The sequence below is a fragment of the Lelliottia nimipressuralis genome (assembly GCF_041464075.1).
GTDB classification, from domain to species: domain Bacteria; phylum Pseudomonadota; class Gammaproteobacteria; order Enterobacterales; family Enterobacteriaceae; genus Enterobacter; species Enterobacter nimipressuralis.
Genome location: NZ_CP167172.1, coordinates 97,362 through 116,706 on the forward strand (window position 1 = coordinate 97,362; position 19,345 = coordinate 116,706).

Below are 19,345 nucleotides of genomic sequence, written 5' to 3' on the forward strand. Positions count from 1 at the left end.
GTATCTCAATGGAGGAAACATGCCTGAATTACCTGAGGTAGAGACCAGCCGCCGTGGAATTGAGCCTCATCTGGTGGGTGCAACCATTCTTCACGCTGTCGTCCGTAATGGCCGCCTGCGCTGGCCCGTTTCCGAGGAGATCCACGCTCTCAGTGATAAGCCTGTGCTCAGCGTGCAGCGTCGCGCCAAGTATCTGCTGCTGGAATTACCCGATGGCTGGATCATCATCCACCTGGGGATGTCCGGGAGCCTGCGAATTCTCACTGAAGAGTTACCCGCCGAAAAACACGACCACGTCGATCTGGTGATGAGCAACGGCAAAGTGTTGCGTTACACCGATCCTCGCCGCTTTGGCGCATGGCTATGGACCAAAGAGCTGGAAGGGCACAACGTGCTGGCCCATCTTGGCCCTGAGCCACTCAGTTCGGATTTCAACGCCGACTACCTGAAGGCGAAGTGCGCGAAGAAGAAAACCCCGATTAAACCCTGGCTGATGGATAACAAGCTGGTGGTGGGTGTCGGTAACATTTATGCCAGTGAATCCCTGTTTGCTGCCGGGATCCACCCCGATCGGCTCGCCTCTTCGCTTTCCGATCAAGAGTGCACATTGCTGGTGAAGGTGATTAAAGCCGTCCTGCTGCGCTCGATCGAGCAAGGAGGAACCACGCTGAAGGATTTCTTGCAAAGCGACGGGAAACCGGGCTATTTTGCGCAGGAGCTGCAGGTGTATGGTCGAAAAGGGGAGCCGTGCAGAGTGTGTGGCACGCCGATAGTGGCGTCGAAACATGCGCAGCGGGCGACGTTTTACTGCCGCCAGTGCCAGAAGTGAATTATTTGAGCTTATCCATCAACGCCTGATGGACGTTCGCTGGCAGGAAGTGCGTCACATCGCCCCCGTGGCGCGCCACCTCTTTTACCAGAGACGATGAGATAAACGACCACTCTTTTGACGGCATCAGGAACACGCTTTCAAGTTCCGGCATCAGATGACGGTTCATGTGCGCCAGCTGCATTTCATATTCAAAATCGGCCACGGCGCGAAGCCCGCGAATCAGGATAGTAGCCTGCTGTGCGCGGGCGAAATTCGCCATCAGATCGCTAAAACCCACCACTTCCACATTTGGCAGATGCGCAATCGCAGCGGTCGCCAGCGCGACGCGTTCATCCAGATCGAACATCGGCTTTTTACTTGGGCTGGCGGCAATGGCCAGAATCACCCGATCGAACATGCTCGCTGCGCGGGTGATGATATCAAGATGACCGTTAGTGATCGGATCGAAGGTACCCGGATAAATCGCTTTTGTGCTCATGGCTCACGCTTTCTCTGAGTAGCCGCGGTTTAAAGCCCACAGCTCGGTGTATTTGTTGAAAGTATACTGTGCATTCACCACTGCCAGTAGCCAGCCCTGTTTACCATCCAGCACGCCTGCACGCAGTATCAGCGTTTTGAGAAACGCCCCCAGCGTGTGGGCGAAGATTCCGGCAATCGAGGCTTTCTTGCCGCGCTGATGACGCTCCTGCGCCCATGCGGTTGCGTAGCTGAGCTGTTTGCGCTGGAAGCTGGCAAAGTCACGGCAGGTGAGATGGCGTAAATCGCCTGCCAGCGGGATGACCTTCGCGCTCGCGCACTCCAGCGACTCGTGCACCAGATTGCTGTTGTACTGGTAGCGCTCGCGCTCATACAGGCGCATCACGCGGTCTGGATACCACCCGCTGTGGCGCATGAAACGACCAAGGAAATAGTTTTGGCGGGCGATACTGTAAACGGCGCCAGGCTGGGGCGCAGCCAGAACAGACAATAGGGATTGCTGAAGTTCCGGTGTGACGCGCTCGTCGGTATCGATCATCAGCACGTAGTCACCGGTGGCAAAAGATTGCGCGCGCTGGCGCTGAATGCCGTAACCCTGCCAGTCCGTATCGACAAAGACTTTCGCTCCCGCAGCGCGGGCGATTTCCGTGGTGTTGTCCTCGCTGCCTGAATCGAGGAGGACAATCTCGTCAGCCCAGGCGACAGACGCCAGGCAGTCCGGAAGCAGGTCAGCGGCGTTTTTGGCGATCATTACGACCGACAGACGCGTCGACATTAGTGGCTCCGCTGAGGCAGATAAGGTTGCAGAAGTTGCAGCAGACGGGTCAAGGCACCCTGGTTCTGATGCAGAACTTCGACGGCATGGCGGCCATACCACAGGCGGTAATCTTCGTCGGTGAGCAGAGTAGAAACCTCTTTCACGACAGAATCCACATCCGTTACGGTAATTAAGCCGTCGGCTTGCTGCAATTTAGCGCAGATATCTTTGAAGTTAAAAATATGCGGACCCATGAGCACCGGAATCGCGTGTGCGGCCGGTTCCAGCGGGTTGTGACCGCCGCGCTCAACCAGGCTTCCGCCGACGAAGGCCAGATCGGCAATTCCGTACAGCAGCATCAGTTCGCCCATCGTATCGCCAATCACCACCTGAGTGCTGCCAGACGGGATCTCACCGCTGCTGCGCAGGGTGAAGCTAAATCCGGCTTTCTGCACCATTTCACGGGCATCTTTGAAGCGCTCCGGATGGCGAGGGACCAGTATCAACAGGAGGTCCGGGAATTTCGCCAGCAGCTGGCGATGGGCCTGCAGGATAATCTCTTCTTCGCCGTCGTGAGTACTGGTGGCAATCCACACCTGACGACGCGGCGCCCACTGGCGACGTAACGTGACTGCGCGGGCGGCGAGTTCCGGCGTGACGGAAATATCAAATTTCAGGCTACCGGTGACGGCGAGCTGATTACGCTTCAGTCCAAGGGAGATAAAGCGTGCGCCATCTTCTTCGTTTTGCGCGGCGATCAGCGTGATTTTTGACAGCAGGCGGCGCATAAAGCTGCCCAGCTTTCCGTACCCTTTCGCCGAACGCTCCGACAGACGGGCGTTCGCCACGACCAGCGGAATTTTACGGGCATGCAGGGCGGAAATCATATTTGGCCACAGTTCGGTTTCCATCACGATCACCAGCTTTGGGCGCACGGTGTTGAGGAAGCGGTTCATGGCGCAGGGTAAATCATACGGCAGGTAGACGTGATGCACGTCTTTGCCGAAGGCCGACATGGCGCGTTCGGAGCCGGTCGGAGTCATCGTTGTGACGGTGATAGGCAATGACGGATAGCGGTGGCGCAGAGCGCGTACCAGCGGGATTGCCGCCAGCGTCTCACCGACGGATACGGAGTGCAGTAAAATACCGTCCGGGGCGACTTTATTGCGGCAATAGCCATAACGTTCAGCCCAGCGTTTTCGATACGCAGGCGCCTTACGGCTACGAAGCAGCAGTCGCAGCCACACCAGTGGCTGAATGAGGTAAAGCAGGGCGGTATACAACAATTCCAAGCGATTATCCGTTTTTTAGTTTCGGCGGGCAAATTCTAAGCATTTAGTTCATGTAAAGCTATCTCTTATGCCAGATACCTTTTCAATCGGAAGTATCGACGGCCTAATCGCCAGCGCTGGCGCAGCCCACGGGCGTTTTTCCAGATCAGTGACCAAATTCCGCGATCAAACAGCTCCCTGATAATTTCACGTTTTTTCGTCAGATCCGTAATGTTATTAATGGCGTGAAGAATACCTAGCCCTTCTTTTGCGATTTGCCACTGACAGGCTGGTACTTTTCGCACCAATTCTGGATAGCGTTGGTTGATCGCATCCAGCATTTCGAGAATTTTCATATAATGATGCGCGTTACGTATCCGGGTGTCATCCGTACCCGGTGTATGTGATACGGAAGCTGAGTGGATGAGGTAATCGTAAAATACTTCGTCCGTATATTGAACGCGTTCCGCGGTCAGTAGCACTTCGGTAGTCCAGGGAATATCTTGATGCCGTAGGCCATGTTCGAATGTAAAACCCTGTTTTTTAATAAATTCATGGCGGTAAATATTTAACCATGTAACGTGCAAAAATTTTCGCGAAGAGAGCGCGCGTTGAAGCCAGGTTGGTCCGTCCAGCACCTCAGTTGATTGAAGTTTATCCGACGGAAATATTTTTTTATTGGGTCTGCCGTCATCATAGACATATGTGCCATTGCAGGTAGCAACATCTAGGTTGTTAAGCGTAGCCATCTCAAGGAGGCGCGAATACATGCCAGGGTAGATGACATCGTCAATATCTGGAAACGCGATATACTCACCCGTTGCGGCAGCAAGTCCTGTATTTCGGGCCGCCGATACACCCTGATTAGCCTGATCGATCACCCGGTAACGGTCAAATTCGCTGCTATATTGCGCAAGTATCTCTGCCGATTTATCGCCAGAGCCATCATTCACAACGATGAGTTCCAGACTGTCCAGTTTTTGAGCTTTGATACTGTCGAAAAATGTACTCAGAAATTTTTCACCATTATAAACGGCGACTACAAGGCTCAATAAAGGTTTGTCGAACATACTGTCTCCGATGGGCTCAAAGCAGGCCACCTGTGTTGGTGAAGCCATTCGTGCTGTATTATATCGGGTAGAGACTAAAAACATATGCCTACAGGACAAAGATCCTCCCGGGCTATCAATTAGAGTTATTCAGGTGAGATTCTTAACAGGAAATGTATGCATATTGTTCACACTGAAGCAGATGGTGGCAAAGGCGGGCAGCCGCTGCGCATTATCAACGAATCATTAGGGCTTATTCATCGCGGCCATCAGGTGACCATTCTCTGCCCGGAAACGGCGCCGCTGCACGCCCTGGCCCGTGAAGCGGGGCTGACGGTAGTGACGATGCCGCTAAAGCGCAAAAATATCAAAAATCTGCAGTTGTTGCGCCGCTGGTTAAAAGATAACCGAAAATCTATAGATGTCATCAATAGTCACAATTCTGCGGATACCTGGCTGGTGGCGCTCGCCAACCTGACTCTCTCGAATCCCGTCCCGCTGGTACGTACTCGCCATGCATCGGGCGTTCCACGTAACAACTGGACGACTCGCTGGCTGTTTCGCAAAGCCTGCGCCCATATTGTGACCACGGGCGAGGCGCTTCGCCATCAGGTGGCTGATATTGGTGTGCCGATGGCACAGAGCACCTCGGTGCCCAGTGGGGTAGATACCCAGCGTTTTCATCCTGCTGATAAACAGCAGGCCCGTGAGCACTGCGGTTTGACGCAGGATGATTTCTGGCTCGGCGTGGTCTCGCATCTGCGCCCGAACAAAGGCCACAGCGTGTTGCTGCGTGCTCTGGCGAAGATTGATAATCCGCGTATTAAACTGGCGATCGTCGGTGAGGGGCCACACAAGGCGACGCTGGAGCAGGAAATCACCGCGTTGGGGTTGCAGCAGCGCGTGCTCATGGCCGGGCATCGCAGCGACCCGGAGCGCTGGTTCCCGGCATTTGATATTGCCCTTAGCCCATCGCACGATATGGAAGGGGTACCGCAGGGGGTATTGCAGTCGCTGGCCTCACGTATCGCGACCATAGCCACCGATGCGGGTGGTACAGCGGATGCGGTGATCGACGGCAAAACGGGATTATTGATTGCTCAGCGTGATGAGTCTGCGCTGCAAGGGGCGATTGAGAAACTGTATAACGACGCGCATCTTCGCGAGACGCTGGCGCAGCAGGGATATGACTACCTGTGCGCCCATTTTACGCGCGAATGCATGCTGGATGCGATGGAGAAGGTTTTCTCTGATGCCGCTCAGCGCAGCAGATCGTGATAGAGCGACTGTAGCTCTTTCGCCATTCTCTCAAGAGTGTAGGGTTCAGCAGTGGCGCGCGCCGCTGCTGAATAGTCCCGCCCGAGTTCTCGCCCTTTAAGCCATTCGCCGACGACCTGCTGATAGCCGTTACTGTCGAGGGCATCACGTACCCAGCCGTTAACCCCCTCTTCGATCCACTCCGCCGCACCGCAGCCGTGGCTGGTCATTAGCGGCAGACCGCAGGCCAGCGCTTCGACGCAGACATTCGGGAACGGATCGTAAAGGGTCGGTAGGATCAGCGCATCGGCGGTGCCGTATACCTGGCGAACATCGGCCACCGGTCCCAGAAAACGTACGCGGGATGCCACACCGAGGGTCTGAGCCAGCTTTTCGAATTTACGGGCATGTTTATCGCGTCCGGCGATCACCAGCCAGATGTCAGGATGCGGCGCAATGGCCCGCAGGGCAGTAGCCACCCCTTTGCGACTGAAGCCGGACCCGACATACGCCAGCACCGGCGCATGACGTGGAATGCCCCACGCATCACGCTGGGACAGCGCGCGCACGTCGGGCGAGAAATGTTGGGTATCGACGCCGTTATAAATCACCGTCAATTTATCGTCCGGCAACGCAAAGCGGCGGGCAATATCGTCGCGCACCATCTTCGAGTTGCAAATTACTTTGTGCAGCTGCGGATGGGTAAACATCTGCGTTTCTGCCTGCAAAATATAGCGATGATAGCGGCTCAGGGACTGCGCCCAGCGCGCCAGCGGCGACAAAATGCGACTGTATTGCTCAAGCCAGGTGGCGTGAACACCATCGCCCGCGCGGAAAATTGTCGCGCCCGGAATGCGCTCATGGCTTTGCACGATATCGAACTTCGCAAACTGCGCGGCGGCAGCGTCAGCAAAGCCGGATTCGCGGGTCAGACGGTTACGAAACGGCGGATTCACCGTCAGCGTGTTCCAGCCGGCAGCGTCTTCCCACTGGCGGGCAATCAGCGTCACATCCAGCGCTGTATCCTGCGCCAGTACGTTCAGCGCGCGGGAGACAAAACGCTCCGCGCCGCCGTTGGGGTTATAGGTTTGTCGGACGATCGCCAGTTTCATGCCGGAGAGTCCAGCAGCAGCGTATCGATGGCGCTCAGAACCTGCTGAGGCGTAATCGCCGTAATACAGTCCGACACGCCGCCATCGCCACAGCCTGCTTTGCCACACGGCTGGCAAGTCATTCCGGCGGTGATGACGCGATAGTTCACGCCCCACGGCGCCCATTTGATCGCCCCTGTCGGGCCGAAAATTGCCACGGTTGGCGTGCCGACGGCGCTCGCGAGGTGCATCGGCATTGAGTCGACGCCGAAGTAGATCCGCGCGTGTTTCATCAAGGCGCCCAACTCTTTCAGATTCAGCTGCCCGCTTAAATCAAACACCGGTTGTCTGAGCGCAGCCCGCAGCTCATCCATATAGGCCGACTCCTCTTTCGACGGTGCAGCCGAGAGGATAATCGGCAGCCCGCGCGAGGCGAGGTTGTCGATGGTGGCCGCCAGCTTTTTGATATCCCAGGCTTTGAACATCCAGCGGGAGGTCGGGTGCACCAGAATATAGGATTTGCTGGCAAGGCCAAAACCGGCCAGTTTTTCCGCGATTGAGGCTTCCGCCGCGTCGCCTGGCACAAACAGCGTATGTTTATCGTCATCGTTTTGCGGGTGAATCCCGATCCGACGCAGGGCGTCGAGGTTCACCTCCACCATGTGACGGCTGTTGTCCTGAATCGCCGGATACAGCGTGGTGAAGGATTTCACCCAGCGACGACGCGCCAGCCCGCTGCGTTTCTCCGGCTTAAAGCCCACGGAGACGCGCGGTTTCAGACGACGCGCCAGACGCGCGCCGTGCCAGTGTTCGGTGAGGTTAATCAGCACGTCGTAGTGGCGCGCCTTCAGCGTTTTGAGCAGCGCACGGTACAGACGGAGCTGGGCAAACCACCCCTGCTTGCGCCAGTTGCGGCCAATGGTATGCACCTGGTCGATGTACGGATGGCTGGTGAGCATCGCCTGGGTATCGTCATACACTAGGGCATCGACTTCCACGTCCGGCCAGTTTTTTTTCAATACGGTAAAGACCGGTGAGGTCAGCAGGACGTCACCGTGGTGACGCAGCTTAATGATCAGCACGCGTTTTGGCGGACGCTCCGCTGAGAAAAAATCAGACATAGGCTCTCTCTGCTGCCAGCAAAGGCTCTAATTGCGCAAAAACCGCAGCGGCGCTGAGGTCGCTCAGCTGCAATGAATGTTCCGGGCGGCAGATAGTTTGATTTTTTCCGTAGCCGCCGATAAGGCCCGGATCGGTTGGGCCGTAAAGCGTAATATTAGGTCGATCGAGGGCCGCCGTCAGGTGACTTAGCCCTGTATCCACGGAAACCACCGCGGTCGCCCCCGCCAGCTGTTGTGCGACGCCATCGAGTTTCATGCGTGGCAGAACCTCGACGTAATCAAACCCTTCCGCCAGCCGTTTGGCCCGCGCCTCTTCGTGTGGCGCGCCCCACGGGAGTTTTATCCGCAAGCCTGTGTGGCCGAGCAGCCCGATCAGTTCCCGCCAGTGAGATTCTGGCCAGTGCTTGTCGTCGCGCGTTGTGGCGTGGAGGAAAATCAGGTAGGGCTGAGCGTCATGCGGCGATCCCGTTAAGAAGTGCTGCGAGATAGCGTAATCGCCCTGGATTTCAGGCTTGGCGTAGCCGAGGCTTTTAGCGAACAGCTCTCGCGTGCGCTCAACGGCGTGCTGCTGCTTAGCGATGGCGTGGCGGCGGTTGTAGAACAGGCTCGCCAGCGGTTCGCGGGCGCTGTGCCAGTCCATACCGTGTTTGATGCCATGCGCCAGGCGCGTCACCAGTGCGGCGCTTTTAACCAGGCCCTGGGCGTCGATGATTGCATCGTAGCGCTGAGCCTGTACCGCCTCGCGAAAGGTTTTGCGTTCAGCTTTAATCGGTGCGGAGAACCAGGCTTTACGCCAGCGGCGAATCGCCACCGGGATAACGCGGTCTACCGCCTCGTGCCAGGTGGGGATTTGCGCGAAGCCCTCTTCCACCACCCAGTCAAAACGAATACCAGGGATGGCGCGCATCGCGTCCGTCAGAGACGGCAGCGTGTGCAGGACATCGCCCATAGAAGAGGTTTTCACGATCAAGACCCGCATTCGTTATCCTTCATCGTTCAACAGCAGATCGTTGAGTTCATCGAGGACACGCTGGGGCGTAATATCGATCAGACTCTGGTGATAGCCTTCTGCCGCATCGCCTTTGCGGACCTTGTGATAGCCGGTGATCAGGCGAATCACACGCGCTTTATGGGACAGAGGCGGTGTGAAATCCGGGCTGCTTGGGCCGTACAGCGCGACCAGCGGGCGGTTTAGCGCGGCGGCGACGTGCATCAGCCCCGAATCGTTGGTGACGACCGCTTTACAGGCCGCCAACAGGATAACCGCCTGCTCCAGCTGAGTTTCCCCTGCCAGATTGCGGCACCAGGCCTGTTGTTCGTTACTCAGGGTGGCGAGGATTTCGTTGCCCGCTTCGTGGTCTTTCGCCGAACCGAACAGCACGATCTGATAGCCTTCGTCGATCAGCTGTTTTGCCAGCTCAGCGTAGTGATAGTGCGGCCAACGCTTTGCCGGGCCGAATTCTGCGCCAGGGCAGAAGCCGATCATCGGGCGTTCCGCCGAAAGGTCAAACGCATTACACGTTTGCGATTTTTCGCCGTCGTGCACCTGCAGCTGCGGCCACAGGAGCGGCTGCGGCAGATCCTTCGCTGTGCGCATTACGCCTTTGTCATACGCCAGCGCCACGTAACGCTCGACCATTAACGGCCAGGCCTCTTTATCCAGCACACGGGCATCGTTGAGCAGACCGTAGCGCATCTCGCCGCGCCAGCCGGTGCGGTGTGGGACGCCCGCAAAGAAAGGCACGAGGGCAGATTTGAAAGAGTTCGGCAGAACAAACGCGCGGTCGTAGCGTTTCTCGCGCAGGCTATGCCCGATCTTGCGACGCTCGCCAATTTCCAGCGCCCCGTGGCCGAGCGGCATGGGGATCGCTTCGTTCACTTCCGGCATCCGCGACAATAACGGACGGCACCACGCGGGTGCCATCACGTCGATTATCGCCTGGGGATAGCGCGCCTTGAGCGTGCGATAGAGACTTTGCGACATCATCATGTCGCCCACCCATGACGGGCCAATCACCAGTATTTTCATTCACTTCATCCTTCAAACGGTCTCAGCGTTGGCTGCTTTCATTCACCTCAGTCACATAGTTATCCTATGTTCCTGGGGATGCACTCAGATGCAGCCTTGTTACCGCTTAATGTGTTTGTGAATCGCGGTTTAACCAGGCCATATATTCCGTTACGCCTTCGGCAACGGTCTTGAACGGCTTATCGTAGCCCGCAGCACGCAGATTGGTCAGATCGGCCTGAGTGAACGCCTGGTAACGGCCTTTCAGTTTTTCCGGGAACGGAATGTACTCGAGGCTGCCTTTTTTATGGTAGGCCAGCGCCGCGTCAGCTACCGCCTGGAAGGATTCCGCCCGGCCGGTACCCAGGTTGAAGATGCCGGAGACACCGTTTTCCCAGAACCACAGATTGACTGCCGCCACGTCGCCCACATAGACGAAATCGCGTTTGAAGCCGTCGCTGCCTTCGAACAGTTTCGGGCTTTCGCCGTTGTTCAGTTGCGTGTTCAGGTGGAACGCCACGCTCGCCATGCTGCCTTTATGGCCTTCACGCGGTCCGTAGACGTTGAAATAGCGGAAGCCCACGATCTGGGAGTTGGCTTCCGGCAGAACCTGACGCACGTATTCGTCGAACAGGAATTTGGAGTAGCCGTATACGTTCAGCGGCTGTTCGTATTCGCGTGATTCAATAAAGTCGGAGGTACGGCCGCCGTAGGTCGCCGCAGAAGAGGCGTACACGAACGGAATTTCACGCTCCAGGCAGTAGTGCAGAACCTCTTTGGAGTACTGATAGTTGTTATCCATCATATACTTGCCGTCCCACTCGGTGGTGGAAGAGCAGGCACCTTCGTGGAAGATGGCTTCGATCTCGCCGAACTCTTCCCCTGCCATAATCTGGATCAGGAAATCTTCTTTATCCATGTAGTCGGCGATGTTCAGATCGACCAGGTTCACGAACTTGGTGCCGTCTTTCAGGTTGTCCACGACCAGAATGTCGGTGATGCCTTTGTCATTGAGGGCCTTGATAATATTGCTGCCAATAAAGCCCGCGCCGCCGGTAACGATGATCATAACGGTAACCTTTGTAGTGTGGAGTTCGGGGCCAGTCCCGAACACTAATATTCATATCATATCATTAGTATGGCGCCCCTTCAGCCATTCACCGATATGCAGCAGGGGTACACGTGATTTATGCTGCAAAAACGATAACTGATGATGCGTCATCTCGTATCGACGTATAGGTTTGGGTAATATGTGCCGAAATTTGCCGAGTCTGGAGAATTGCAATGCGTGGTGATTTTTACAAACAGTTAAACAACGACCTGGAGACCGCTCGCGCGGAAGGGTTGTTCAAAGAAGAACGTATTATCACTTCTGCGCAGCAGGCGGATATCACCGTCGCTGATGGCAGCAAGGTGATCAACTTTTGCGCGAACAACTACTTAGGTCTTGCGAATCACCCTGAGCTGATTGCCGCTGCCAAAAACGGCATGGACACCCACGGTTTTGGTATGGCCTCCGTGCGCTTTATCTGTGGCACGCAGGACAGCCACAAACAGCTTGAGAGCAAGCTGGCGGCGTTCCTCGGGATGGAAGATGCAATTCTCTACTCTTCCTGCTTCGACGCCAACGGCGGTCTGTTTGAGACCCTGCTGGGTGCGGAAGACGCGATTATCTCTGATGCCCTGAACCATGCTTCGATTATCGACGGCGTGCGTCTGTGTAAAGCGAAGCGTTTCCGCTATGCCAACAACGACATGCAGGAGCTGGAAGCGCGTCTGAAAGAGGCGCGTGAAGCCGGTGCGCGTCACGTGCTGATCGCCACCGACGGCGTGTTCTCCATGGACGGCGTGATTGCCAACCTGAAAGGCGTGTGCGACCTGGCAGACAAATACGATGCGCTGGTGATGGTCGATGACTCTCACGCGGTCGGTTTTGTCGGTGAAAACGGTCGCGGTTCCCACGAATATTGTGACGTGATGGGTCGCGTGGACATCATCACCGGTACGCTGGGCAAAGCGCTCGGCGGCGCGTCCGGCGGCTATACCGCAGCGCGCAAGGAAGTGGTCGAATGGTTGCGCCAGCGCTCCCGTCCGTATCTGTTCTCTAACTCTCTGGCACCGGCGATTGTCTCTGCCTCCATTAAAGTGCTGGAGATGGTGGAATCGGGCGCTGAGCTGCGCGATCGCCTGTGGTCTAACGCGCGTCTGTTCCGCGAAAAAATGACCGCTGCAGGCTTTACGCTGGCAGGTGCCGACCACGCGATTATCCCGGTGATGTTAGGCGACGCGGTTGTGGCGCAAAACTTTGCCCGCGAGCTGCAAAAAGAGGGGATTTACGTCACTGGGTTCTTCTTCCCGGTGGTGCCAAAAGGTCAGGCGCGTATCCGCACCCAGATGTCTGCGGCGCACTCACCTGAGCAAATCGAGCGTGCGGTAGCAGCCTTTACCCGCATCGGCAAACAACTGGGCGTGATTGCCTGAGGACGTGTGATGAAAGCGTTATCCAAACTGAAAGCGGAAGAAGGGATTTGGATGACCGACGTGCCGGAGCCGGAAGTCGGTCATAACGATCTGCTGATCAAAATTCGTAAAACCGCCATTTGCGGTACCGACGTTCACATCTACAACTGGGATCAGTGGTCGCAAAAAACCATTCCGGTTCCGATGGTGGTTGGTCATGAATACGTCGGCGAAGTAGTGGGTATCGGCCAGGAAGTGAAGGGGTTCAAAATCGGCGATCGCGTCTCCGGTGAAGGCCATATCACCTGCGGTCACTGCCGTAACTGTCGCGGTGGACGCACCCATCTGTGTCGTAACACCGTGGGCGTAGGCGTTAACCGTCCGGGCTGTTTCGCTGAATATCTGGTGATCCCGGCGTTTAATGCTTTCAAAATTCCGGACAACATCTCTGACGACCTGGCTTCGATCTTCGACCCGTTCGGCAACGCGGTTCACACAGCGCTGTCGTTTGATTTAGTGGGCGAGGATGTGCTGGTCTCAGGCGCAGGCCCAATCGGCATTATGGCCGCAGCGGTGGCGAAACATGTGGGTGCGCGGAATGTCGTGATCACCGATGTGAACGAATACCGCCTGTCTCTGGCGCGCAAAATGGGCGTGACTCGCGCAGTGGATGTCTCGAAAGAGAACCTGAGCGACGTGATGGCAGAGCTTGGCATGACCGAAGGCTTCGATGTGGGGCTGGAGATGTCCGGCGCACCGCCTGCGTTTCGCACTATGCTCGATACCATGAACCACGGTGGCCGTATCGCGATGCTGGGTATTCCGCCGTCAGATATGTCTATCGACTGGAACAAAGTCATCTTTAAAGGTCTGTTCATCAAAGGCATTTATGGCCGTGAGATGTTTGAAACCTGGTACAAAATGGCCGCGCTGATCCAGTCCGGTCTGGACCTGACGCCAATCATTACGCACCATTTCGGCATCGATGATTTCCAGAAAGGCTTCGACGCGATGCGCTCGGGCCAGTCCGGGAAAGTGATCCTGAGCTGGGATTAACAGGCTCAATGGCACCCGATAGTATGGGTGCCATTGCTATTTGTGATGGTTTGACTTTGTGGCTTTTACTTGTTAGTTTTTGGCGAATTTTTCTTCATTCCCTCTTCTCGACACAGTTACATACAGAAACTTATTCCTGTTTTTGCATGGAGTAAATTTTCGGTGTGCAGATCATTTGAATGATAATGTCATGAAGATTAGGGATCTTCGAATCAGGTTAATATGTCAATTTTGTTTTCACAGAAGTCGGTTGGAACCTGTTCAAAATTAACAAGTTATATCTTGTTGATTATTTCTATGCTAATAGTTGCAGGCGTTAATATTTTGACCGCAAAATATAATGCGGTGATTAACAGAACGTTAATTTTTTTATTAATTATGCTGACGTTAAAATGCATTAATAATAAAGTAATCAGGAATGTATTTGCAGTCATTTTGTTAATCCCCATTGCGGCAGATATCAGCCTCCAGTTATATGCGTGGAATAATTTCAATTCAGCATTTAGCTATGGCTTTGCCATGAGTGTGTTAAATACAACACCGGGAGAGGCAAGCTCAATGCTTGGGCTTTATTGGCGAGATTGTCTTATTCTTGTAGGGCTTAGTGCATTATTTATTTACACAATTAATACCGGCCAATATCCAATTAAATCGAAATTCCGTCGCTGGCCTGTTGTCATCCTTTGTCTCACATTGTTTGCTTTTTTCGCACAAGCCTATTTGCATCAGATCAGGAAAAGTAATGTTGAAAGCCTGACTCAACGTTTTGTGCAAGCAACTCCTGTCAGTACCGCAAAAGTGTTTATGCAAGCCGTAGATGATATTTCGGTAGTAGCTAATATTGGTGCAAATATACCTGATTATAAACTGACTTTATCTGAAACTGGTATTGATAACTATGTGCTAATTATTGGTGAATCTGAACGCACGGCCAATATGAGCATTTATGGATATAAAAGAGACACAACACCTGAGCTCATAGAACAGCAACAAAAGAAACAGTTGCTACTTTTCAACAACGCCGTTTCCCCTGCGCCAGTCACTATCATGGCCGTTCCTTTAGCTATAACGGCGGATACGGTAAATGCCAGAGACCCACGTAAGTACGGTGATAATATTATAAATATCGCAAATAAAGCCGGATACGAAACGTATTGGTTTAGCCGTCAGGGAAAAGGTGGCGCGCATAACAATGTTATAACCGGCATTGCCATGAATGCACATAAGTCGGAGTGGGTTGACGAGGGCTATGATGAGGCATTGCTCCCACTTCTCAATGACGCCTTAAAAAAACCGGGCAAGAAGGTTATCGTGCTGCATCTGTACGGTAGTCATGAACCCGCCTGTCGACGCTTCCCCGAAAATAAGGCTCTGTTATCCGGTGGTAGTGTTGCGGATGATTGCTACGATAATTCCGTGCGTTATACGGATACTTTAATGGGTAATATATTCCGTTCTCTGGAAAACACGCGTTCTTCGGTCATGTATTTTTCTGATCATGGCCTGGTGCGCGACGTTAATCGAGCAGTAGTCTATTCCCATGGTGGGGTTAATCCGCCAAAAGATGCTTTGCAAGTACCGATGTTCATCTGGTACAGCCATCCAGATGATGCAATGGATAAAATCATAGGTACTTATGATACTACGTGGTCTACAGACGATGTAAATACGCTTGCCGAACTATGGCTGGGAATACATCGACAAGGCGAGTCGATTAAAACAGTTGAGTCATGGTTATCCAGCTATGAAAAAGACGTGTCCATCATGGATACTACGGGAAAGACTTATGGCTGGCGAAATGTCCGCTAACGTAGATGGGCCCGATTTATTATTAGTGGGATTTTCACCTTGCTATCTTTTTGAAAAATGGAACGATAATGGTCACTTATAAATGTGAAAAAATCCAGTCAGCTTTGATGCACCTATTGTTTGGGTTGTGTGCCATCGCTTTTGGCTGTGTGATTGTCTCGCCAAACTTTTCCGTTAAAGTACTTAGTGTTGCAGGCGTCACTGCATTGCTAGTTTTTATACTTGATCTTAAGAATTTTAGAAAGAATGATGTGTTTTGGATATGCCTTTTACTTTTTATTATTGGAGTATCTGACCTTATCTGGTTTAGGATGTATAAAACAGATAATAGCTCTGCAATAAATTCGTATCGTGCCTATCTTGAGGTCGGGAAAATATGTTTGTATGGGGCGTTTAGTATTTTTGTTTTGGTGAACAAAAATCATCTTAAGTTAGGCAATAATAAAATTCATATTGTGTTGGCTATAGCGCTTCAATTAATGATTATAGTTTACGGTGGATATCAGCATCTCTATCTCGAAACAAAAAGGGTAACATTTTCACTGGCTCAAGGGGCTGACGCGACAGGGGCGGCTTACACGATTGCGTTCATTTCTTTCTATACAATTTTAGTCATTCAGCATACTTCTAGTAAATGGAAAGAACTCATAATTCTGGGGCATTTCTTCATTACATTTTTGATGCTGATTGCAACTGAAACACGTGCTGCAATTCTAACCTATCCGATAATATTTTTCGGTTTGCTGGTTTTTAAATGTTATAAGGAAAAACATATTCCATGGAAAGGGATAGTGGTTTTTATAATAACATTGCTGGCAGGTGCTTTTATGATGAAAGATAATCTTATCCAGAGATATAACGATCTTAACCGCGATATCGTAGCATATGACAAAAATAATAGTGCTACTTCAGTGGGTGCGCGTTTTGCTATGTGGGAGACAGGACTTATAGCGGCAAAAGGAAATTATTTGTGGCAATCAACAGACGAGCGAAATAAAAAAATATTAGCTGAAGTTGAGAAAGATAACAGTTTACGAGGCGTTTTACCGCATATCGCCGGTCATTTGCATAATGAAGTTGTTGAAACACTTTCCGTCAAAGGACCAACAGGTCTAATTCTCTATATTCTGTTTATTATTTCTCTTGCCTGGTATGCATTGCGAAAAGTAAACAGTATTATTCTTTTTGCTTTTCTTGTTTCTTTAATTATGTTTGGCGTTGGTGGGGTGATGTTCTACTCTAAAACAACTCCTGTTGCCTGGATGCTAACGCTCATTATGTCCATCGTTTTACTTGAGCAAAATAAGCACAGGGATGTCATCAAGTAATCATTTTGATTCTTCACCGGGAAATCGGTATTCTTTCCGGTGGAGAAATACTACCGAACAAACGGGCAAGCTATGGATAAACTGATTTCAGTCATTGTGACTACCTATAACAGAGAAGACTTACTAGAGCGTGCTATTCGTTCAGTTATCGCACAGACTTATTCTGCTATAGAGTTAGTGATAGTTGATGATTGCTCGAATGAAAAAACAACGCAACTCATTGAAAAGATACGCAATGAATGTGAAGCGCGTTTCGTTCGGTTCATTTACGAGCGTAACGAAAAAAACAGCGGTTCTAACTTCAGTCGTAATCGAGGTTACTCGCTTTCGCAGGGAGTATTTGTGACCGGATTGGATGATGACGATTATTTTCTACCTGAGCGTTTATCAAAACTGGTCTCACGTTACGAAGAAAAATATGCGTTCGTTACGGATACACCAGCGCGGCTGGACAAGAAACATAGACGTTATCCTGAAAATAATCATAAAAGACTCATTACGTTACAGGATGTTTTATGTGAAAACGTTGTTGGTAACCAAGTTCTCACAACCAGAGAAAAACTGCTTGGAGTCGGTGGTTTTTCACCTGAGATTAAGCAACAGCAAGATCGTGATGTCTGGATTAAGCTTATTATAAAATATGGTCCAGGCATTAAATATAATTTTAGCACGGCTATGGTTGATGCCGAACATGGCAGTGACAGAATTACTTCACAGATAAAGAAATATAATGCATATCGCAAACTGTATTTCAAATATCGTGAGTTTATGTCCGAAGAAACGCGCAGTAATAATCTTTTTCAGTTAATGTCGTTTAGAGGTTTTAAATCTAATAGAATGAATCAGTTATTATGCGGAAAAAAGAAAGATATGAAATTAAGAATGAAGTTATTGCGTCGCACTTTAAAAGAGATTTTTTAATTTGTTAACGGTGAAATGATGAATATTAATTTATTGAATAAAATCATAAAAAAATCACGTCGCTGGTATAAAAAGACTAATTATTCCTTTTTCAAAGATATAGCGACGCGTTATGAAAAAAAGAAAAAAGATAAAATATTCACAGTCATTGATGATCTTAACATACAGCCTGAAACAAATATTGAATCTCAGTCCAGTTCCAGCGAGTCTCGGATCATTTGGATTTGTTGGTTTCAAGGTTTAGATAATGCGCCTGAGCTGGTGAAAAGATGTATTGAATCAGTGCAGTTACATTCACCAGATGCAAAAGTAGTGATTTTAACTGATGATAATATCCCTCTGTATTTGTCCTTACCTGATTATATAAAGGAAAAATATGAGAGAGGTCTTATTAGTAAAGCTCAATATTCAGATATCGTTCGTTGTTCCCTACTGTATCAATATGGTGGTATATGGATGGATGCCACCGTATTTATAACTAAACCTGTCCCAGGGTCGTTTTACGAAAATACCTTCTCATCGCTTCGCTTTGAAGCCAATGAAGATACATTAAGTCAAGGTTACTGGACCGCCTATTTTTTGTCTTCTCAGAAATCTAATCAAATTATAAAATTTGTTCGCGATGTGCTTTACCGTTACTGGCAGCATCATGATACTTTGATCGAATATTTTTTGATAGATTATAGCTTCTTATATGCTCGTGAAAGATTCCCACAATTCCGACGAGTTATGGATGAACAACCTGTGACTGGAAATTCTCGCTTTCTGCTTCGACAATATATGAATCTTTCAGCAGATTCTGCATCGATCACAGTACTTAGTAATGATCATATTGGGATTTATAAGCTCTCCCATAAAGAGAGATATATCGCATCGCATGAGGGTCAGCCGACAATCTATAGCAAGATCCTAAGTGGTTCTTTAAAATTAAACTAATCAGCCACCAACGGTGGCTGATTTCTAATTACACCTTCTTACCCCAGCCCTGCCACTGGTGCTGGAAGTAAGTCACCAGCGAGCTTTGGCTAATGCTCTCACCAATAACTGTGAAGAATCGGGTCGCATAGACCGGCTCAGGCGGCTGTTTCGGTTTGCAAATCTGTACGCCACGGAATGGATTTTTAGGCTCCGTGCGTGGCTTGCTGCCTGGCGTGGAAGTGTCTGGCCGTGACGTATCCACCTGCGGTTCGTTCAGCAGACTGCTAGGGCGGACCAGCGTGATGTCTGATGGCAGCGTCGGCAGCATTTGCTGCAAGACACGCACCGTGGACGGGTGCGGGTGGCCAATGGCGATCGCGGAGCCCGTGCGGCGAGCCAACTGGACGGCGCGATTAAACTGGAAGCGAATATCGGCTTCGTTCTGGGTGTCATCAAGGAACACTTTGCGCTTAATCACTTTCACGCCCGTGCCCTGCGCGGCGCGCATAGACTGGCTATTGCCGATGGTCATACTGTCGAGAAAATAGAGGTTGTAGCGCTCCAGCGCCTGCATCACTTTCTGCATCCCGAACAGGCTCGAGGTCATGGCGCTGCCCATGTGGTTATTCAGCCCGACCGCAAACGGCACTTTGCCGTAGGCGTCGCGAATGATGCGCTCGATCTCGTCGCTGCTCATCTCCGGACGGAGGGTGTCTTTTTCCAGCGGTTGTTTGCTCAGCGGCGCCATCGGCAGGTGGATGAGCACTTCATGCCCGCTGTTGTGGGCTTTGGTCGCCATTTCACGCGCGTGCGGTGCATTCGGTAAGACGGCGACGGAGATGGCCGACGGCATCGCCAGCACCTGATTCTCGTTGTGCGGACGATAGCCAAAGTCATCAATAACGATGGCTAATTTGCCTGCGTAAACCGGTGAAGCCAGCGCCAGTGCACTGACGACGGAGAGAACAATACGACGAAATTGAAGCAAAA

At 51.7% G+C, this 19,345-nt stretch carries 18 protein-coding genes; 8 read left to right on the top strand and 10 right to left on the bottom strand.

Features of this window, described 5'->3' with window-relative positions:
• Positions 1-19: 19 nt before the first annotated feature.
• A complete protein-coding gene (gene mutM / locus ACB496_RS00475) occupies positions 20-829 on the top strand; it encodes a bifunctional DNA-formamidopyrimidine glycosylase/DNA-(apurinic or apyrimidinic site) lyase (protein WP_371973965.1) in 810 nt (269 codons plus the stop codon).
• A gap of 1 nt (position 830) precedes the next feature.
• Here the strand turns inward: mutM and coaD are convergent, their stop codons facing one another.
• From coaD to ACB496_RS00495, 4 genes are all read right to left on the bottom strand, one after another.
• Positions 831-1,310 (bottom strand): pantetheine-phosphate adenylyltransferase, encoded by a 480-nt coding sequence (gene coaD, locus ACB496_RS00480; protein WP_123429704.1) that lies wholly within the window; start codon positions 1,308-1,310, stop codon positions 831-833.
• Positions 1,311-1,313: 3 nt separating this feature from the next.
• Complete coding sequence (locus ACB496_RS00485) at positions 1,314-2,084, bottom strand: glycosyltransferase family 2 protein (protein WP_371973968.1); 771 nt, start codon at positions 2,082-2,084, stop codon at positions 1,314-1,316.
• Positions 2,084-3,358 carry a lipid IV(A) 3-deoxy-D-manno-octulosonic acid transferase gene (gene waaA, locus ACB496_RS00490; RefSeq protein WP_100778195.1) on the bottom strand — a complete coding sequence of 425 codons (1,275 nt, stop codon included), beginning with the start codon at positions 3,356-3,358 and terminating at the stop codon, positions 2,084-2,086. The genes ACB496_RS00485 and waaA overlap by 1 nt, the downstream gene beginning before the upstream one ends.
• A gap of 65 nt (positions 3,359-3,423) precedes the next feature.
• Positions 3,424-4,407, bottom strand: a complete 984-nt coding sequence (locus ACB496_RS00495; RefSeq protein WP_371973970.1) for a glycosyltransferase — start codon at positions 4,405-4,407, stop codon at positions 3,424-3,426.
• Between the two features lie 156 nt (positions 4,408-4,563).
• On the opposite strand from ACB496_RS00495, the gene ACB496_RS00500 reads away from it, so the two are divergent.
• Positions 4,564-5,664: a glycosyltransferase family 4 protein gene (locus ACB496_RS00500; RefSeq protein WP_371973972.1), complete on the top strand. Its 1,101-nt coding sequence runs from the start codon at positions 4,564-4,566 to the stop codon at positions 5,662-5,664.
• Here ACB496_RS00500 and ACB496_RS00505 read toward each other — a convergent pair.
• From ACB496_RS00505 to rfaD, 5 genes are all read right to left on the bottom strand, one after another.
• On the bottom strand, positions 5,646-6,755 hold the full coding sequence (locus ACB496_RS00505) for a glycosyltransferase family 4 protein (RefSeq protein WP_371973974.1): 1,110 nt from the start codon (positions 6,753-6,755) through the stop codon (positions 5,646-5,648). The genes ACB496_RS00500 and ACB496_RS00505 overlap by 19 nt on opposite strands.
• The gene (gene rfaQ / locus ACB496_RS00510; RefSeq protein WP_100778189.1) at positions 6,752-7,855 is read right to left on the bottom strand and encodes a putative lipopolysaccharide heptosyltransferase III; all 1,104 of its coding nucleotides are present in this window, start codon (positions 7,853-7,855) and stop codon (positions 6,752-6,754) included. Before rfaQ ends, ACB496_RS00505 begins: the two co-directional genes overlap by 4 nt.
• Positions 7,848-8,834 (bottom strand): lipopolysaccharide heptosyltransferase RfaC, encoded by a 987-nt coding sequence (gene rfaC / locus ACB496_RS00515; protein WP_371973976.1) that lies wholly within the window; start codon positions 8,832-8,834, stop codon positions 7,848-7,850. The genes rfaQ and rfaC overlap by 8 nt, the downstream gene beginning before the upstream one ends.
• Before the next feature lie 3 nt (positions 8,835-8,837).
• The gene (gene rfaF / locus ACB496_RS00520) at positions 8,838-9,884 is read right to left on the bottom strand and encodes an ADP-heptose--LPS heptosyltransferase RfaF (RefSeq protein WP_107702527.1); all 1,047 of its coding nucleotides are present in this window, start codon (positions 9,882-9,884) and stop codon (positions 8,838-8,840) included.
• A 106-nt stretch (positions 9,885-9,990) separates the two neighbouring features.
• Positions 9,991-10,932 (bottom strand): ADP-glyceromanno-heptose 6-epimerase, encoded by a 942-nt coding sequence (gene rfaD, locus ACB496_RS00525; RefSeq protein WP_371973978.1) that lies wholly within the window; start codon positions 10,930-10,932, stop codon positions 9,991-9,993.
• A gap of 215 nt (positions 10,933-11,147) precedes the next feature.
• Between rfaD and kbl the strand changes: the two genes are divergently transcribed.
• From kbl to ACB496_RS00555, 6 genes are all read left to right on the top strand, one after another.
• The gene (gene kbl / locus ACB496_RS00530; protein WP_107702526.1) at positions 11,148-12,344 is read left to right on the top strand and encodes a glycine C-acetyltransferase; all 1,197 of its coding nucleotides are present in this window, start codon (positions 11,148-11,150) and stop codon (positions 12,342-12,344) included.
• A gap of 9 nt (positions 12,345-12,353) precedes the next feature.
• Positions 12,354-13,379, top strand: coding sequence for an L-threonine 3-dehydrogenase (tdh, locus tag ACB496_RS00535; RefSeq protein WP_100778184.1), 1,026 nt, complete (start codon positions 12,354-12,356; stop codon positions 13,377-13,379).
• Positions 13,380-13,601: 222 nt separating this feature from the next.
• The gene (locus tag ACB496_RS00540; protein ID WP_371973981.1) at positions 13,602-15,188 is read left to right on the top strand and encodes a sulfatase-like hydrolase/transferase; all 1,587 of its coding nucleotides are present in this window, start codon (positions 13,602-13,604) and stop codon (positions 15,186-15,188) included.
• Between the two features lie 68 nt (positions 15,189-15,256).
• On the top strand, positions 15,257-16,516 hold the full coding sequence (locus ACB496_RS00545) for an O-antigen ligase family protein (RefSeq protein WP_107702523.1): 1,260 nt from the start codon (positions 15,257-15,259) through the stop codon (positions 16,514-16,516).
• A gap of 72 nt (positions 16,517-16,588) precedes the next feature.
• Positions 16,589-17,437, top strand: a complete 849-nt coding sequence (locus tag ACB496_RS00550; RefSeq protein ID WP_107702522.1) for a glycosyltransferase — start codon at positions 16,589-16,591, stop codon at positions 17,435-17,437.
• Between the two features lie 15 nt (positions 17,438-17,452).
• On the top strand, positions 17,453-18,373 hold the full coding sequence (locus tag ACB496_RS00555; RefSeq protein WP_371973983.1) for a capsular polysaccharide synthesis protein: 921 nt from the start codon (positions 17,453-17,455) through the stop codon (positions 18,371-18,373).
• A gap of 28 nt (positions 18,374-18,401) precedes the next feature.
• Here ACB496_RS00555 and ACB496_RS00560 read toward each other — a convergent pair whose 3' ends face one another.
• A complete protein-coding gene (locus tag ACB496_RS00560) occupies positions 18,402-19,343 on the bottom strand; it encodes a divergent polysaccharide deacetylase family protein (protein WP_102105055.1) in 942 nt (313 codons plus the stop codon).
• Positions 19,344-19,345 lie beyond the last annotated feature (2 nt).

Bases quoted from the DNA above. Each gene is read 5' to 3' on its own strand.
- mutM (WP_371973965.1), top strand. From the start codon at position 20: ATGCCTGAATTACCTGAGGTAGAGACCAGCCGCCGTGGAATTGAGCCT.
- coaD (WP_123429704.1), bottom strand. From the start codon at position 1,310: ATGAGCACAAAAGCGATTTATCCGGGTACCTTCGATCCGATCACTAAC.
- ACB496_RS00485 (WP_371973968.1), bottom strand. From the start codon at position 2,084: ATGTCGACGCGTCTGTCGGTCGTAATGATCGCCAAAAACGCCGCTGAC.
- ACB496_RS00495 (WP_371973970.1), bottom strand. From the start codon at position 4,407: ATGTTCGACAAACCTTTATTGAGCCTTGTAGTCGCCGTTTATAATGGT.
- ACB496_RS00500 (WP_371973972.1), top strand. From the start codon at position 4,564: ATGCATATTGTTCACACTGAAGCAGATGGTGGCAAAGGCGGGCAGCCG.
- ACB496_RS00505 (WP_371973974.1), bottom strand. From the start codon at position 6,755: ATGAAACTGGCGATCGTCCGACAAACCTATAACCCCAACGGCGGCGCG.
- rfaQ (WP_100778189.1), bottom strand. From the start codon at position 7,855: ATGTCTGATTTTTTCTCAGCGGAGCGTCCGCCAAAACGCGTGCTGATC.
- rfaC (WP_371973976.1), bottom strand. From the start codon at position 8,834: ATGCGGGTCTTGATCGTGAAAACCTCTTCTATGGGCGATGTCCTGCAC.
- rfaF (WP_107702527.1), bottom strand. From the start codon at position 9,884: ATGAAAATACTGGTGATTGGCCCGTCATGGGTGGGCGACATGATGATG.
- rfaD (WP_371973978.1), bottom strand. From the start codon at position 10,932: ATGATCATCGTTACCGGCGGCGCGGGCTTTATTGGCAGCAATATTATC.
- kbl (WP_107702526.1), top strand. From the start codon at position 11,148: ATGCGTGGTGATTTTTACAAACAGTTAAACAACGACCTGGAGACCGCT.
- tdh (WP_100778184.1), top strand. From the start codon at position 12,354: ATGAAAGCGTTATCCAAACTGAAAGCGGAAGAAGGGATTTGGATGACC.
- ACB496_RS00540 (WP_371973981.1), top strand. From the start codon at position 13,602: ATGTCAATTTTGTTTTCACAGAAGTCGGTTGGAACCTGTTCAAAATTA.
- ACB496_RS00545 (WP_107702523.1), top strand. From the start codon at position 15,257: ATGGTCACTTATAAATGTGAAAAAATCCAGTCAGCTTTGATGCACCTA.
- ACB496_RS00550 (WP_107702522.1), top strand. From the start codon at position 16,589: ATGGATAAACTGATTTCAGTCATTGTGACTACCTATAACAGAGAAGAC.
- ACB496_RS00555 (WP_371973983.1), top strand. From the start codon at position 17,453: ATGATGAATATTAATTTATTGAATAAAATCATAAAAAAATCACGTCGC.